We start from the raw sequence: 16,286 nt of genomic DNA on the forward strand, positions 1-16,286 counted from the left end.
GATGGCCGCCATGCGGGTGGAAGCCAACGCAAAGCTGAATCTGACCCTGGACGTGCTGGGCAGGCGTCCCGACGGCTACCATGACATGCGGATGATCATGCAGTCGGTGGAGTTGGCCGACCTTCTGGACATCACACGGAGCGGCTCGGGGGAGCTGCGGGTGAGCACCAACCTCCATTTTCTGCCCAACAACGCGAAAAACCTGGCCGCCCAGGCCGCCCTGCGCTGGTGGGAGGCCCAGGGGAACGCGTCCCAGGGGCTGGATATCACCATTGACAAGCACATCCCCGTCTGTGCCGGGATGGCCGGGGGGAGCAGCGACGCCGCCGCCGTCCTCCGGGCGCTGAACGAGCTGGAGGGGGCCGGCCTGTCCCCGGCTCAGCTGGCCCGGATCGGGGAGCGGGTGGGTTCCGACGTGCCCTACTGTGTGACCGGAGGGACCGCCCTGGCCGAGGGGCGGGGGGAGGTCCTCACACCGCTGCCCCCTCTGCCCCCGTGCTGGGTGGTGCTGTGCAAGCCGGAATTCTCCATCTCCACCCCGGCGCTGTTCGCCAAGATCGACAGCGTGAAGCTGCGCTGCCGCCCGGATACCCAGGGGGTGATCGCCGCCCTGGAGGAGCAGGACCTGGTGGGGGTGGCCCGGCGGATGTATAACGTCTTTGAGGACGCTCTCCCGGAGCGCCAGCGGAGCCGGGTGAACGACATCAAGAATGTCCTCATCCAGTGCGGAGCACTGGGAGCCAGCATGAGCGGCACCGGTCCCACCGCCTTCGGCCTGTTCGACAGCGAGGCTCTGGCCCGGGAGGCCCAGGAGCGGCTGACGGGCGTTGGCGGGGAAGTTTTTTTGACCCGGACGGTTTAAACGTGTAAAAAACCGCCTATACTGTAAGAAATCTTACGGTACAGGCGGCTTTTTTTGCCGCCGGAGGAGGACATATGGATCGGAAACTGAAAACCTGGGAGGCTGCGCTGATGTTCGGCGTGCTGATCGCGGTGGTGGCGGGGAGCTGGCTGGGCCGGGAGCAGCAGGAGCTGGCGGACAGCGTCATCCGCTTCCACGTCATTGCGAATTCGGACAGCGACGAGGATCAGGCCCTGAAGCTGGCCGTGCGGGACCGGGTGCTGGCCCAGGCGGAGGAGATCTACCCCGAGGGGGCCACCCTGGCCGAGGCCCAGGCGGCGCTGGAGGGCCACCTGAACCTGCTGGCCGCCGCCGGCCGGGAGGTGGTGGAGGAGCAGGGGTACGACTACCCGGTGGCCGCCGCGCTGGAGGACTGCTGGTTCCCCACCAAGGAGTATGAGGGCTTTGCCCTCCCCGCCGGGAATTACACCGCCCTCCGGGTGACCATCGGCGAGGGGAAGGGCCAGAACTGGTGGTGCGTGGCCTTTCCTCCTCTGTGCCTGGGGGCGGCCAGCGAGACGGTGGATCAGGCTCTGGAGGCCGGTCACTTTACGCCGGACCAGGGGGCTCTGGTCACCGGGGACGGCGAGGGCTATGTGCTGAAGTTCAAGGCTATGGAGTGGCTGGGAGAATTGCAGGGCTTTTTCCAGCAGTAAGGCGGCGCATCGCGCCGCCTTTTCATATTTTCCCGCCGGTCCCGCATACCCTGTTGGGGAGGGGGGACTGCAATTGATCGGACAGCTGGTTCTGGCGCCCGGAGGGCGGGGCAGGGCAGCGGCGGGCAGGCTGTATGGGCTGTCCGTCCTGCGGGCGGAGGTGGAGTGGGCGGGCTTCTGGAGGGAGCGCCGCCTGCGTCGGGCGGCCCGGATGCTGCGCCGGAGCGGCGTCTTGCGGGTGCTTGCGCCGGAGGAGCTGCTGCCGTATCTGGAGGGGCTGGGCCTGCGCCCGGTGGACCCGGAGCCCTTTCTGAGAGCCCAGTCGGCGCCGCTGGTCCTGGCGGCGCTGGAGCGGCAGGGCCTGGCTCCGCACCGGGCCACAGTGGCCCTGCGGGGCCTGCGGGTGGACCGGGACATGGTGCGAACCGCGGAGCAGCTGTGTCCAAACGTGCGCAGCCTGGTCATTGACGCGCCGCGGGGCGGGGGGGAGCTGGCCGGCCGGCTGCGGCGGGAGTACGGCGTGCCCGTCCTCCCCGAGGGGGAGCTGGGACAGGCCGCGGTGATTTTTCAGGCGGGCTGTCCTCTGCGGGAGCGGGTCTCCCTGGAGCTGTCCGGCCCCAGTCCCCGGCTGGCCGGGCTGTCCATTGCCGCGCCCCGCCTGGAGGAGAGGGACAGAGAGGACCTCCCCCTGCTGGCCGCTCTGTGGGAGGGGGGGCGGCTGAGCGCCGGGGACATAAAAATCACTTGACATGTGGGCTGGAAACCAATATAATAGCACAGAATGTATGATTCTGCCCAAATTCCCCCGCTCCCGCCGGGAAAGCACGGGGACGCCGGCCAAGAGTGAATTGAAAGGTGTGCGAATTTTCATGGCGAAGGAATATAAGCTGAGCCCCCAGCGGCTCAAGGAACTGCAGGATGAGCTGACTTACCTCAAAACCACCCGGGAGAAGGAGGTGGCCGAGCTTATCAAGGAGGCCCGCTCCTTTGGCGACCTGTCGGAGAACAGCGAGTACGACGAGGCCAAAAACGAGCAGGGCAAGCTCTACGCCCGCATCGGTGAGCTGGAGGACATCCTTTCCAACTACGTGGTCATCGAGGAGGACGAGACCGAGGGCGACTATGTCCGTCTTGGTTCCATTGTCACCCTGTTTGACAAGGAATTCCAGGAGGAGCTGACCTACAAGATCGTGGGTTCCCAGGAGGCGGACCCCATGAACGGCAGCATCTCGGAGGACTCCCCCCTGGGCCGCGCCCTGCTGGGTAAGAACGCCGGGGACGAGGTGGTGGTGGACGCCCCCGCCGGTCCGGTGGAATACAAGCTGATGAAGATCGAGAGATAACAAGAAGGAGTGGTCAACTATGGCCGAAAAGAACAACCAGAACGGGGCTCCGGAGCAGGAGAACCTGTCTCAGCTGCTTCAGATCCGCCGGGACAAGCTGAAGCAGCTCCAGGAGAGCGGCAGCGACCCCTTCCAGATCACCCGGTACGAGGTGGACAACGACTCCGCCAACATCAAGGACAGCTTTGACGCTCTGGAGGGCAAAGAGGTGTCCATCGCCGGACGGCTCATGTCCAAGCGGGGGATGGGCAAGGTGTCCTTCTGCGACCTCCAGGACAAGAGCGGCCGCATCCAGCTCTACGCCCGGAAGGACGAGATGGACGAGGAGGAGTATGACCGCTTCAAGAAGTACGACATCGGCGACATCGTAGGGGTGAAGGGGGTCGTCTTCCGCACCCAGCGGGGGGAGATGTCCGTCCGGTTGGTCAATGTCACCCTGCTGTCCAAGTCCCTGCTGCCCCTGCCGGAGAAGTTCCACGGCCTGACCAACACCGAGCTGCGCTACCGCCAGCGGTACGTGGACCTGATCGTCAACCCGGAGGTGAAGCGCAATTTCATCATCCGCTCCCAGTTTATCAAGCACGTCCGGGACTTTATGGACGGCCGGGGCTTTATCGAGGTGGAAACCCCCGTTTTGAACACCATCTCCGGCGGAGCCACCGCCCGGCCCTTCATCACCCACCACAATACTCTGGACATCGATATGTACATGCGCATCGCCACCGAGCTGCCCCTGAAGCGGCTCATCGTGGGCGGCATGGACCGGGTGTATGAGATCGGCCGCATTTTCCGCAACGAGGGCATGGACCCCAAACACAACCCGGAGTTCACCACCATCGAGCTGTACCAGGCCTATGCCGACTTCAACGACATGATGGACCTGTTCGAGGATCTGCTGTCCTCCGCCGCCCAGAAGCTTCTGGGCACCTACCAGGTCCAGTGGCAGGGGGAGGACATCGACCTGACCCCCGGCTGGCCCCGGATGCCCATGCACGAGGCGGTGAAGCAGTACTGCGGCATCGACTTTATGGCCATTTCCTCCGACGAGGAGGCGGTGGCCGCCGCCAAGGCCATCGGCGTGGAGCTGCCCGAAACGGCGGACAAGACCTGGGGCAACGCCCTGTACGAGTGCTTCGACCAGCGGGTGGAGGACAAGCTGGTCCAGCCCACCTTCATCACCATGCACCCGGTGGACGTCTCTCCCCTGGCCAAGCGTTCCCCCAAGGACCCCCGGCTCACCGAGCGGTTCGAACTGTTTATCTGCCGCAGCGAGATGGGCAACGCCTTCTCCGAGCTGAACGACCCCATCGACCAGCGCCAGCGGTTCCAGAAGCAGGTGGAGCTGCGGGACAAAGGGGACGACGAGGCCGGCATGATGGACGAGGACTTCCTCACCGCCCTGGAGTACGGCCTGCCCCCCACCGGCGGCCTGGGCATCGGCATCGACCGGTGTGTGATGCTCCTCACCGGCGCCGACTCCATCCGGGAGGTCATCCTCTTCCCAACGATGAAGCCGTTGGATTAAAAACTGACATTAGAAATTAGCAAAACGAACCGTATTACTGAAAAATCCGGTGTAAATGCAGCGATTTGTTATGAAGTCAGAAATGCACGTTTGGATTTTACAACCGTTTTACGACAAACGAAACGGATTTGGTATGGCAAAAGAAGTACCAGCCTCATGGCTGGTACTTCTTACTATTTTTAGATGGGAGCAATCTACATGAGAGAAGGAATTTTGATCCCTGATCTGCCGAGCGGGCGTGCCGATATCCGTTTCAACAGTGACGACTGCTACGGCGGTCTCCACTGTGGTACTACAATGGATATTTGGCTGAATGACCAGTGGTTACCTACCCGCATTGAGATGGACAGCCGCGGTTGGTTCCTGGTGGGAGTCCAGGTTGAGACGCTGTGGGGGCAGAGGGTGCGCATACCATGGTGATCAGACAGCGATACGCTCTAAAGCCGGTTGCAAGGCTGCCAACGTTGTGGACGCCATCCCAGTATCGTGGAGCCAAGGCATCGCCTCGTCATCGGTCAGCAGCACCGGCATCCGTTCGTGGACATTGATGATGGTATCGTTGGGGGCGGTGGCGGATATTCAAGCCCGCAAAATGGGCCTGCAGGCCGGTGTTGATATAAGGAGGACCGCAGTCATCTGCGGTCCTCCTCGACATTCAAGCCAGTTTCCAGCCAGCGGCCTTTTTATGTTCCCCAATGAACCTTGCGTACAGTCCCGGTTGGCGCAGCAGCTCCTCATGGGTTCCCCGCTGTACAATATGCCCGCCGTCCAACACCAGGATTTGGTCGGCGTTTCGCACTGTTTTCAGCCGGTGGGCAATCATGACGATGGTCTTATTATGGGTCAGCGCTTCAATGGCGGCCTGCAGCTCCGCCTCATTCTCCGGGTCTACGCTGGCGGTGGCCTCGTCCAGAATGATGATAGGCGCATCCTTGAGCATGGCCCGGGCGATGGAGATGCGCTGCTTTTCGCCGCCGGACAGACTCCCGCCGCCTTCGCTCAGAACGGTGTCATAGCCATCTGGAAGCTGGGAGATAAAGTCGTGGCAGCAGGCAGCCTTTGCGGCGGCGACTACCTCCTCGTGTGTGGCGTCGGACCGGCCAAACTTGATATTGTTCTCAATGGTGTTGTTGAAGAGATAGACGCTTTGGAACACCATAGAGATGTTTTTCATCAGGCTGTCCAGCTTGTAGTCCCGCACATCATGACCGCCCACGCAAATCGAGCCGTCCTGCACATCCCAGAACCGTGCAATCAGATTACAGAGGGTGGTTTTTCCTCCACCGGAGGGACCGGCGACAGCCGTGGTGGTTCCTCCGGGAACAGAGAGGCTGATGTGGTCCAGAATTGTGCGCGCCCCGTAGGAAAAACTGATATCCCCAAAGGTGTCAGCGCCAATGATAAAATGAAAGAAAACGCCGAGGAAAAAATGTAGTTTTGTGGCGGAGAGGAGGGAAAAAAGATAGACTCCCAATCAGGGCGAAAAAGAGCCCGGAAAGGGAGTCAGGAAATGAAAGGAGCACAGTGGATGGAAATCCGAAGCGACAGACAAAAAGGGCTGAGCTATGTGGAGCTGGGCCGGAAGTACCACATGGACCCGCGAACAGCAAAGCGGTACGCGGAATCGCCGCAGAAGCCGGAGTACACATTGAGCGAACCGAAGCCCACGAAGATGGACCCGTACAAGCAGATCGTGGACGAGTGGCTGGAGGAGGTGCCGTATTCAGTGCTGCGGATCCTGGAGAAGCTGCGGGAGATGGGGTTTGACGGAGGTTACAGTATTGTCAAGGCGTATGTGAGCAGCCGGAAGATGGATTTGAATGAGAAAGCGACGGTACGGTTTGAGACGATGCCAGGAAAGCAAGGGCAGATGGACTGGGGATTTTTCGAGGATCACCTGGTGTACGAGGACGGAAAGTGGAAGAAGCTGTATTGCTTTCTCATGATTCTGGGGTATTCGCGGATGCGGTACATCGAGTTCGTAACGGATATGAGCACAAACACACTGATCCGGTGCCATCAGAACGCATTTCGGTATTTCGGAGGTTACCCGGAGGAGATCCTGTATGACAATATGAAGCAGGTGGTCATCAAGCGATTGCTGAAGCAGGAGGACTCCACGCTGAACCGGCAGTTTGAGGACTTCGCGGGATTCTATGGATTCAAGCCCATCCTGTGCCGGCCATATCGGGGTCAGACGAAGGGGAAAGTAGAGCGGACGGTGCAGTTTGTCAGAGATAATTTTATGGTGGGGATCCAGTACAACAGCCTGGCGGACTTGAACGGACAGGCCCTGGCCTGGTGCAATAAGGTCAATGGGAAAGTCCACGCCACCACCAACGAGATTCCCTTTGAGCGGCTGAAAAAAGAGAGACTGAGCCCTCTTACCCGTGAGTACATCATCGACAAGATCAACCTTAGGCGGGTACAAAAAGACTGCCTCATCTCCTATGCCGGAAATCAGTACTCCGTGCCAGCGGAGTATATCGGCAAAGATGTGGCAGTCGTGGCCCTCGACAGTATGCTGGCTGCGTATTACGAGGGGAAGCAGATCGCTCTGCACCGAATATCGTACCAAAGGAAGGACATGGTTGTCAATCCTCAGCACTATAGAAGGCTTACGCTGAAACAGACAATAGATGCGGAAAATGTTCTGCTGGAACAGGGCAAAGTAATAGATTTCCCCTTGAAGCCCTCCGATTTATCCAGATATGACGAGGTGCTGTATGACTGAATTTACTATGGACAGGCTGAGGGAAAACCTGGAAGCCCTTAAAATGAAAAACACCCTGGAGATTCTGGACAACTACCTGGAACGGGCGGTGGCGGACAAGCTCAACATTGTGGAGGTTTTGGATCACATTTTCTCAGAAGAAGCCAAATCCAAGCGGAGACGGGCCTATGAGAAGCAGATCCACTGGATAGCTCTTAGCGGCTTTGCCGCTTAGAGCTATCGCGTCCCCCTTGCGGGGAGATGTCCGGCTTCCCCATCAAGAAGACCCTGGACGATTTCGACTTCTCTTTCCAACCCTCCATCGACAAGCGTCAGATCGACGAACTGGCCACCATGCGCTTCCTGGAAAACGGGGAGAATGTGGTCTTCCTTGGCCCGCCCGGCGTGGGCAAGACCCATCTGGCCTCCGCTCTGGGCCTTGTGGCAGCACAGCACCGTTTCTCCACCTACTACATCAACTGCCATCAGCTTATTGAGCAGTTCAAGAAGGCCCATTTTGAGAACCGTCTGCCGGACAAGCTCAAGGTTCTCGCCAAGTACAGGATGCTTATCATCGACGAGATCGGCTACCTCCCCATGGACATCCAGGGCGCAAACCTGTTCTTCCAGTTGATTGCCAGGCGATATGAGAAGACGTCCACCGTCTTTACCTCCAACAAGACCTTCTCCCAGTGGAACGAGGTCTTTGCCGACGTCACCATCGCCTCCGCCATCCTGGACCGTGTCCTGCATCACTGCACCGTTATCAACATCAAGGGTGAGTCTTACCGCCTGAAGGAGCGCAAGGAATTTATGCGCCAGAAACAGCAAATCGTGAACACTCTTTTTGAACAAGGAAACGCTTAGTTTTGTTACCCCCCCCTCCGCCGAAAAACTACAAAATTTCTTCGGCGTTTTCTTACAATTTCAAATCGGCGTTGACAGTCTGTTGAATGAGTATGACGAGGAACAGACCGGGCTGGAAACGTCCATAGCGGAATGGCAGAGGCAGATTGAGAACTGGAACGCCGACAAGCTGAAAACAGACCAGTTTATCCAGCTTGTGAAACGCTACACTGATTTCTCTGAATTGACAACACCCATGCTCAACGAGTTTATCGAGAAAGTGATTGTGCATGAGGGCGAGGGGCGGGGGAATGACCGCCGCCAGCGGATAGACATATACCTAAACTTTATCGGGGCTTTTGAAGTACCCGCCCATATCGTCACCCCGGCAGAGGTGGAGGAACAACGCCGCCAGCAGGAGGAACAGGCGGCAAAGGAAGCCCGGTCAAAGGAGCTTGCAAAGGCGCGGTATGAGAAGCGCAAGGCAGAGAAACGGGAATTTACCGCAAGGAAAAAAGCGGGGCTTCTCACGCCGGAGGAACTGGAAGCCGAGGAAAAGCGGCTTGCACACTGTCAACGCCAATTTGAAATTGTAAGAAAACGCCGAAGAAATTTTGTTGTTTTTCGGCGGTAAGGGGGGGGACAAAATCAAGCGTTTCCTTGCTCAAAAAGAGTGTTCACGATTTGCTGCTTCTGGCGCATAAATTCCTTGCGTTCTTTCAGGCGGTAAGACTCGCCCTTGATGTTGATAACGGTGCAGTGATGCAGGACACGGTCCAGGATGGCGGAGGCGATGGTGACGTCGGCAAAGACCTCGTTCCACTGGGAGAAGGTCTTGTTGGAGGTAAAGACGGTGGACGTCTTCTCATATCGCCTGGCAATCAACTGGAAGAACAGGTTTGCGCCCTGGATGTCCATGGGGAGGTAGCCGATCTCGTCGATGATAAGCATCCTGTACTTGGCGAGAACCTTGAGCTTGTCCGGCAGACGGTTCTCAAAATGGGCCTTCTTGAGCTGCTCAATAAGCTGATGGCAGTTGATGTAGTAGGTGGAAAAGCGATGCTGTGCCGCCACAAGGCCCAGAGCGGAGGCCAGATGGGTCTTGCCCACGCCGGGCGGGCCAAGGAAGACCACATTCTCCCCGTTTTCCAGGAAGCGCATGGTGGCCAGTTCGTCGATCTGGCGCTTGTCGATGGAGGGCTGGAAGGAGAAATCGAAGTCGTCCAAGGTCTTCTTAATGGGGAAGCCGGACATCTCCCCGCAAGGGGGACGCGATAGCTCTAAGCGGCAAAGCCGCTAAGAGCTATCCAGTGGATCTGCTTCTCATAGGCCCGTCTCCGCTTGGATTTGGCTTCTTCTGAGAAAATGTGATCCAAAACCTCCACAATGTTGAGATCCTCCGCCACCGCCCGTTCCAGGTAATTGTCCAGAATCTCCAGGGTGTTTTTCATCTTAAGGGCTTCCAGGTTTTCCCTCAGCCTGTCCATAGTAAATTCAGTCATACAGCACCTCGTCATATCTGGACAAATCGGAGGGTTTCAAGGGAAAATCAATCACTTTGTCCTGTTCCAGCAGAACATTTTCTGCATCCATCGTCTGTTTCAGCGTAAGCCTTCTATAGTGCTGAGGATTGACAACCATGTCCTTTCTCTGATACGATATTCGGTGCAGAGCGATCTGCTTTCCCTCGTAATATGCTGCTAACATGCTGTCGAGGGCCACGACTGCCACATCTTTGCCGACATACTCCGCTGGCACGGAGTACTGATTGCCGGCGTAGGAGATGAGGCAGTCTTTTTGTACCCGCCTAAGGTTGATCTTGTCGATGATGTACTCACGAGAGAGGGGACTCAGGCCCTCTTTTTTCAGCCGCTCAAAGGGAATCTCGTTGGTGGTGGCGTGGACTTTCCCATTGACCTTATTGCACCAGGCCAGGGCCTGTCCGTTCAAGTCCGCCAGACTGTTGTACTGGATCCCCACCATAAAATTATCTCTGACAAACTGCACCGTCCGCTCTACTTTCCCCTTCGTCTGACCCCGATATGGCCGGCACAGAATTGGCTTGAATCCATAGAAGCCCGCGAAATCCTCAAACTGCCGGTTCAGCGTGGAGTCCTCCTGCTTCAGCAATCGCTTGATGACCACCTGCTTTTGGATGGCTCTTAGCGGCTTTGCCGCTTAGAGCCATCGCATCCCCCTTGCGGGGACATGTTGTCGTACAGGATTTCCTCTGGGTACCCGCCAAAGTACCGAAACGCGTTCTGATGGCACCGAATCAGTGTATTTGTGCTCATATCTGTGACAAATTCGATGTACCGCATCCTTGAGTACCCCAGAATCATGAGAAAGCAGTACAGCTTCTTCCACTTCCCGTCCTCGTATACCAGGTGATCCTCGAAGAATCCCCAGTCCATCTGCCCTTGCTTTCCGGGCATCGTCTCAAACCGTACCGTCGCTTTCTCATTCAAATCCATCTTCCGGCTGCTCACATACGCCTTGACAATACTGTAACCTCCGTCAAACCCCATCTCCCGCAGCTTCTCCAGGATCCGCAGCGCTGAATACGGCGCCTCTTCCAGCCACTCGTCCACGATCTGCTTGTACGGGTCCATCTTCGTGGGCTTGGGTTCGCTCAATGTGTACTCCGGCTTCTGCGGCGATTCCGCGTACCGCTTTGCTGTTCGCGGGTCCATGTGGTATTTCCGTCCCAGTTCCACATAGCTCAGCCCTTTTTGTCTGTCGCTTCGGATTTCCATCCACTGTGCTCCTTTCATTTCCTGACTCCCTTTCCGGGCTCTTTTTCGCCCTGATTGGGAGTCTATCTTTTTTCCCTCCTCTCCGCCACAAAACTACATTTTTTCCTCGGCGTTTTCTTTCATTTTATCATTGGCGCTGACAGGGTGAGATCGTGATTGAAGGGCTGGAACCCGGCACATCAATTACAGCACGGGAAATCAAGACGGTGGAGGGCTTTGTGCTGGACGGCACCCCCAAGACCGTGAAGATCACCGCAGGCTCCCAGGCCCCCGAACTGACCTTCTGGAATAAGCGGGCGGGTGAGCTGGTGATCCGCAAGCTGGATTCCGTCACCAAGCAGCCACTGGCAGGCGTGGAATTTGAACTGACCTACGCTGGCGTCGGCTATGTGGACAACGCCAACGGCCATCTATCCAGCAACGGTCTCTATACCACCGATGCCAACGGAGAAATCCGTATTTCCGGCGTGACCGGCACTATCGTGGCCAGAGAAACCAGGACGATTCCCGGCTACACCATTGACGAGGCCACCCGGACGCAGATTGTCACCGTCAACCCGGCAGACACGCAGACCCTCACCTTTTACAATTCGCCCCAGCAGACGTTGACCATCCAGAAGTATGTGGACGGCACTACCGACCCCATCCAGGGGGTGGCCTTCCTCGTCACCGACAGCTCCGGCGCGGTTGTGGGACCGAATAATGGCGAGTATGTCACCGATAAAAACGGGCGCATCGTTATCACCGACCTGACCCCCGGCGTGACCATCACCGCCAAGGAGACCAGAACTGCCAGCGGCTATGTGCTGGACACCACGCCGCAGTCCATCCTTATCAAGCAGGGAGCCGCCCAGACCCTGACCTTCTTCAACAAGGCCGAGGGCGGACTGGAGCTGATTAAGGTCTCCGAGATCGACAGCACCAAGCGCATCCCCGGCACCACCTTCGAGATCAGGAAAATGGATGGCGCTCTGGTGGACACCGTTACCACCGACAGCACGGGCCGCGTCCATGCGGCGCTGGATGCCGGTGACTACTATGCCGTGGAGATTGAGGCGGCGCAGGGCTTCAAGCTGGACAGCACCCCCACCTATTTCACCATCACGGACGGTAAAACTACCACGCTGACGGTGACCAACGCCCCCTTCTCAGGCATCATCATTCATAAGGTGGATTCTGTCACCGGTGACGGAATCTATGGGGTCAAATTCGCGCGCTTTGTTCCTTGACAATCTGCGTAGAAATACGCAATAAAACAAGGCAGATTTCGCAAGAAATCTGAACTCTATGCTTGATTCGGCAGGGGCAGAACCTGCCTGACCCGGTGTGACGGGTGACCAAAACTCTGATGCTCCGACGTGCGTCCATAGTGTCATATGGAACGTGCGAAGCTCGGTAAAGAGCGGAGGCGATATCTGAGACGGTATCGCGCCGCAGGAGGCTATAAATCGGTCATGTCCAGTATGTTTTGTTGCAACCGACATATGTCCTGAGAGTACGGCTCGTAAACGCCAGGATGATTATACAGCCATCCGCCCCCATGAGGGGTGCTGCCGCCGTTGAAATTTGAATTTGTGGAAAACGGCAGAAAACCATTAAGGTCGAATGTCTTTGGCAGAATATCACACAAGTCAAAGATGGCAGCCGGGTTAGAGGGACGGGCTAAAACCGATATGTAAAGCTAAAGCATAGGGAACAAAGGAACCATGGACGGCACTTCATCTTTTTGAAGTAAGTGGAGTGGCACCTCCGCCGCGCGGGTAGGAAATGACCCGCTAATCCATGGGGCAGCAGCCCGTAGTAGCGAGGATGTCCGCAATAATAAGGCGGACGGAGCGAAGGGGCATAGTCAGTGCAGATTCGTATGTGAACAGAAGGTCGAGGAAGCCGTAGGCATACCTGACTAAAACCAGAAACACCAATTCCGAAGGGAGGCGGTGCGTATGGCACAACAATTCGACTACCCGAAAACCGAAACGGAATTACGCAAGCTCCAAGATAAACTGTATCAGCACAGCAAAAAGGTCTATGACGAGGGCGGAAGGCCAGCGCTCAAGGGACTTCTGGAAATTATGTCAGCAGAAGCAACCATCATCACAGCAATTCACAACATCAAAAGTAACCACGGCAGTGAAACCCCCGGTGTGGACTCCAAAACCATGCGCGATTACCTGCAACACTCCCATTCGTGGGTCATTCGAGATATTCAAAGCGCGTTCAAGCACTTTGAGCCGCAGAAAATACGCCGGGTGTATATCGACAAACCAGGAAAAGCCGAAAAACGTCCGCTGGGCATTCCTACCATACGGGACAGAATCGTACAAGAGTGCATGAGGATTGTGTTAGAACCCATATTCGAAGCACAGTTCTTTGCCCATTCCTACGGTTTTCGGCCCATGCGGGACGCACCTATGGCATTGGAACGCGCAAAATTGCTTGTTCATCATACTGGCTACCATTGGATTGTCGAGGGTGATATCAGCAAATGCTTTGACCGTATTGACCACGCTATTCTCCTGAAACGTCTTTATCACATGGGGATAAGGGACAGACGGGTACTGCAAATCATCAAGGCAATGCTGAAAACCGGGGTCATGGATGAATGTGAGGTAAATGAGGAAGGTACGCCACAGGGAGGGTTAATTAGTCCCCTATTGGCAAATGTCTACTTGGACATCATGGATGAATGGATTACCAAGCAGTGGGAAATAAAGAAAACAGAATATCCATTCTCAAAACCCTACCGCAAGTACAAAGGTCTGCGTAGAACGGCCTTGATTCCAGGATTCCTCGTCCGATACGCAGACGACTTCATAATCATCACAGACACACGCGCTCATGCCGAGGACTGGAAAAAACGACTGCAAATATTTCTCCACAGCAAAATGAAGCTGACACTATCCCCAGAGAAAACGCTGATAACAGATATCCGAAAAAAGTACATCAAATTCCTTGGCTATGAATACAAGGTGGTTCCGGGAAAAGCGCGAAAAGGCTATATTCCAAGAACGATTCCAGAAAGAGACAGATTAAGGCGGAAAACTGACAAGATTGCTCATGACATCAAGAAAATCCCGCACTATTACGGCCGGGAACAAATGGTGGACGCAATCAATCGCATCAACAGCCAAATCAGGGGAATTATCCAATATTATCAATGCTGTACCTGGGTGAACATTTCCATGAAGAAGTATAGCAGGAGGCTACAATTCGTTGCCAGACGCCGCCTGACGCAGTACAAGGGAAAGTGGATTCCTGCAATTCAAACGCAAAATCTTCCCCGTGTTCATCAGCAGTATAAGCAAAAGATACCCTCCATGAAATATCGCGATATTTATATCGGTTTTACCGCACTTTCCTTTTGCAAATGGGAGAAAACTATCCCCAAAAAGGAGGAAGAGACGCCCTACACTGAAGCTGGCAGGCAACTTTTCTCTGAGCGCACGAAAAAGCAGCGTATCAACGCGCGCTTCGATGAACTGTACTCGGAGAAATCGGCAAGGGCCATCAGCTATGGAAAATGGGGAAAGCTCAACAACTTTGAGTTCATTATGAATCGGGCTTATGCCCTGAATCGTGACAAGCTCAAGTGCCGGGTCTGCGGCGGCTGGCTCATTTCCAGCACGCCATGGGCGCACCGGGTTAACCCCTACCTCCCGTTGGACAAGGTGAATTGTGTCAACAATCTGGTCTCACTCCATAAGAAATGCTTTATGGCGGTGAATAATCCGAACCAAGAAATCAGCCAATTTGATGTGAAAGCACAGAAGAAAATTATCGGTTACAGGGAAAAACTGGTTCCTTCACATACACGCAACAAATAATCTGCATTGATGGAGCGCCGTGTGCGGTGAAAAGGTCTATATACAAAAAGAAACTATTAAAAAAGTATCAAATTATTTAAATATTATCTGAATTTTATCATCTTGGACTTCTCCATCTTCGGTCTTATAACCTACCCAAATTTTATCAATAAATATCCGTGCCACCCTTTTCTTGTCCTCTATATCGTACCTATCCCAGTTGCTTAGATATTCTTCAATGTCGTAGTGTGAAAAGTTCTTACTACGTTGTTCCTTTAATGCGTCCTCTAATTCTGCCGCTAAACTGTCTTTCTTTTCGACCTCCCGTGTAATCGCCTTATCTATTTCTTCAGTTGCTCTAACTGACAAACTAGCAATACTTTCAGTCAATGCGTCAATACGTTGTTGAACTTCAACTATTGCAATTTTCAGATCATTTACCTTTTTACTGTCCTCAGATGGTGCAAGTGTTTTTTCGTTCTCTAAAACAGTTCTCATTCTATCAAACAACTGTGTTACAACGATTTCTTCCAATTCAAAAGCCTGTATTACAGCTTTCCTATCAAAACACTTTCCATTCTTACGCCCACCACAACTTAGATAGAGTTTTCCGCTAGTTCTATTACGTGTAACAGTCATAGCCTTTTTACAATATCCACATTTCATTATGCCACTTAACCAAGTATGAGAACCTTTTCCAGCCCCTTTAAACACTCTATTGTTATCAAGTCTATACTGACACCTTAACCAAGTGTCAGAATCAACTATACCTTCATGCGGTGCAATCGTCACACTTAATTTATCCATATGAGCAAACTTATCTTTCTTATGTTCTGAATCAGTGCCACCCCCTGGAGCATAAGTATAACAACCATAAATTCCTATAAACTCTTTTACTTCATTATTAACTGTTGCCTTTTTTACGTCATGCAGATATGTATATATATCTGCATCCGCTCTCACATAAACAGGATTTCTTAAAATCCTACTCATTGAGGCACTTGTCCAAGGTAGCCCCCGGCCCGTCACTATATTGCATGAATCAAGCCACTTTTTTAACTTTCCTAATGTAACTGTTTCGTCATATGCGTATTTTCGGAACATTTCTTGTACTACACCTATAACTTTTTCGTCTGCTACTAAATAAGATGTATTCTTTCCGTTTATCGAGTATTTCTCTTTTACAAATCCAAATGGGGCTGGCCCGCCTAAATAAAACCCCTGTGTTGCTCTCTGGTAGTATGTACTGCGTACACGGTCAATAGTGTTGCTTCTTTCGAGTTGAGCAAACACAACGATGATCGATAGCATTGCCTGTCCCATTTCCGTCTTGCTATTTAATCCTTCGGTTGCAGAAATAAATGTAACATTATGCTTCTTTAAAATATCAAAAGTCTTTGAAAAATCTGATATTGACCTCGTAAACCTATCCAATTTATACGATATGACTTTATCAATCAATCCCCGCTCAATATCTAACAGCATTGTTTCAAATGATGGACGTGAAGTATTTTTACCACTATAACCTGCGTCTTGATATACCTTAAAAGTTTCTCCTTCCTCGACGTGCAATTTACATTTATCAATCTGTGTCTCAATAGATAAGCTGTCCTCTTTGAAAACTGATTGCCGAGCATAAATCGCTACCATGTTTTTACAACCTCCTTAGTTTTCTTCTGTATCTATATATGACAGAGATACACTTAACTGTCAAGACCTGTTTTCAAATAAAATAACTCGGTC

General features: G+C 54.1%; 13 protein-coding genes and 3 pseudogenes. 11 read left to right on the forward strand and 5 right to left on the reverse strand.

The window, feature by feature from the left end; genetic code table 11:
• Position 1: 1 nt before the first annotated feature.
• From ispE to VV088_RS00220, 6 genes are all read left to right on the forward strand, one after another.
• Positions 2-862 carry a 4-(cytidine 5'-diphospho)-2-C-methyl-D-erythritol kinase gene (ispE, locus tag VV088_RS00195; RefSeq protein WP_334598908.1) on the forward strand — a complete coding sequence of 287 codons (861 nt, stop codon included), beginning with the start codon at positions 2-4 and terminating at the stop codon, positions 860-862.
• A gap of 74 nt (positions 863-936) precedes the next feature.
• A complete protein-coding gene (locus VV088_RS00200) occupies positions 937-1,557 on the forward strand; it encodes a stage II sporulation protein R (RefSeq protein WP_334598909.1) in 621 nt (206 codons plus the stop codon).
• Between the two features lie 73 nt (positions 1,558-1,630).
• Entirely contained in the window at positions 1,631-2,305 is a 675-nt protein-coding gene (locus VV088_RS00205; RefSeq protein WP_334598910.1) for a hypothetical protein, read from the forward strand.
• A 115-nt stretch (positions 2,306-2,420) separates the two neighbouring features.
• The gene (gene greA / locus VV088_RS00210) at positions 2,421-2,900 is read left to right on the forward strand and encodes a transcription elongation factor GreA (RefSeq protein ID WP_334600446.1); all 480 of its coding nucleotides are present in this window, start codon (positions 2,421-2,423) and stop codon (positions 2,898-2,900) included.
• A 19-nt stretch (positions 2,901-2,919) separates the two neighbouring features.
• Positions 2,920-4,425: a lysine--tRNA ligase gene (gene lysS, locus VV088_RS00215; protein WP_334598911.1), complete on the forward strand. Its 1,506-nt coding sequence runs from the start codon at positions 2,920-2,922 to the stop codon at positions 4,423-4,425.
• A 198-nt stretch (positions 4,426-4,623) separates the two neighbouring features.
• Positions 4,624-4,845, forward strand: coding sequence for a DUF5348 domain-containing protein (locus VV088_RS00220; protein ID WP_334598912.1), 222 nt, complete (start codon positions 4,624-4,626; stop codon positions 4,843-4,845).
• Between the two features lie 235 nt (positions 4,846-5,080).
• Here VV088_RS00220 and VV088_RS00225 read toward each other — a convergent pair.
• Positions 5,081-5,809, reverse strand: a pseudogene (locus VV088_RS00225) (ABC transporter ATP-binding protein); the annotation flags it as partial.
• A gap of 126 nt (positions 5,810-5,935) precedes the next feature.
• Here VV088_RS00225 and istA (VV088_RS00230) point away from each other — a divergent pair.
• From istA (VV088_RS00230) to VV088_RS00240, 3 genes and pseudogenes are all read left to right on the forward strand, one after another.
• Positions 5,936-7,159 (forward strand): IS21 family transposase, encoded by a 1,224-nt coding sequence (gene istA / locus VV088_RS00230; RefSeq protein WP_334598913.1) that lies wholly within the window; start codon positions 5,936-5,938, stop codon positions 7,157-7,159.
• A pseudogene (gene istB, locus VV088_RS00235) lies at positions 7,152-8,005 on the forward strand (IS21-like element helper ATPase IstB). The gene istA (VV088_RS00230) and the pseudogene istB (VV088_RS00235) overlap by 8 nt, the downstream one beginning before the upstream one ends.
• A gap of 82 nt (positions 8,006-8,087) precedes the next feature.
• Positions 8,088-8,618, forward strand: coding sequence for a DUF4368 domain-containing protein (locus VV088_RS00240; RefSeq protein ID WP_334598915.1), 531 nt, complete (start codon positions 8,088-8,090; stop codon positions 8,616-8,618).
• A 14-nt stretch (positions 8,619-8,632) separates the two neighbouring features.
• Here the strand turns inward: VV088_RS00240 and istB (VV088_RS00245) are convergent.
• The 3 genes and pseudogenes from istB (VV088_RS00245) to istA (VV088_RS00255) all read right to left on the reverse strand — a co-directional run bounded on the left by istB (VV088_RS00245) (position 8,633) and on the right by istA (VV088_RS00255) (position 10,758).
• Positions 8,633-9,486 (reverse strand): annotated as a pseudogene (gene istB / locus VV088_RS00245) (IS21-like element helper ATPase IstB).
• Positions 9,479-10,114: a Mu transposase domain-containing protein gene (locus VV088_RS22675; RefSeq protein ID WP_442913099.1), complete on the reverse strand. Its 636-nt coding sequence runs from the start codon at positions 10,112-10,114 to the stop codon at positions 9,479-9,481. The pseudogene istB (VV088_RS00245) and the gene VV088_RS22675 overlap by 8 nt, the downstream one beginning before the upstream one ends.
• Before the next feature lie 32 nt (positions 10,115-10,146).
• Positions 10,147-10,758, reverse strand: coding sequence for an IS21 family transposase (gene istA, locus VV088_RS00255; RefSeq protein WP_334598916.1), 612 nt, complete (start codon positions 10,756-10,758; stop codon positions 10,147-10,149).
• 134 nt (positions 10,759-10,892) lie between these two features.
• On the opposite strand from istA (VV088_RS00255), the gene VV088_RS00260 reads away from it, so the two are divergent.
• Both VV088_RS00260 and ltrA read left to right on the forward strand, forming a co-directional pair.
• Entirely contained in the window at positions 10,893-11,969 is a 1,077-nt protein-coding gene (locus VV088_RS00260) for an MSCRAMM family protein (protein ID WP_334598917.1), read from the forward strand.
• A 714-nt stretch (positions 11,970-12,683) separates the two neighbouring features.
• Positions 12,684-14,564: a group II intron reverse transcriptase/maturase gene (gene ltrA, locus VV088_RS00265; protein WP_334598918.1), complete on the forward strand. Its 1,881-nt coding sequence runs from the start codon at positions 12,684-12,686 to the stop codon at positions 14,562-14,564.
• 72 nt (positions 14,565-14,636) lie between these two features.
• Here the strand turns inward: ltrA and VV088_RS00270 are convergent, their stop codons facing one another.
• Positions 14,637-16,193, reverse strand: coding sequence for a recombinase family protein (locus VV088_RS00270; RefSeq protein ID WP_334598919.1), 1,557 nt, complete (start codon positions 16,191-16,193; stop codon positions 14,637-14,639).
• Positions 16,194-16,286: the final 93 nt, after the last annotated feature.

The organism is Lawsonibacter sp. JLR.KK007 (assembly GCF_036941135.1).
Classification (GTDB): domain Bacteria; phylum Bacillota; class Clostridia; order Oscillospirales; family Oscillospiraceae; genus Lawsonibacter.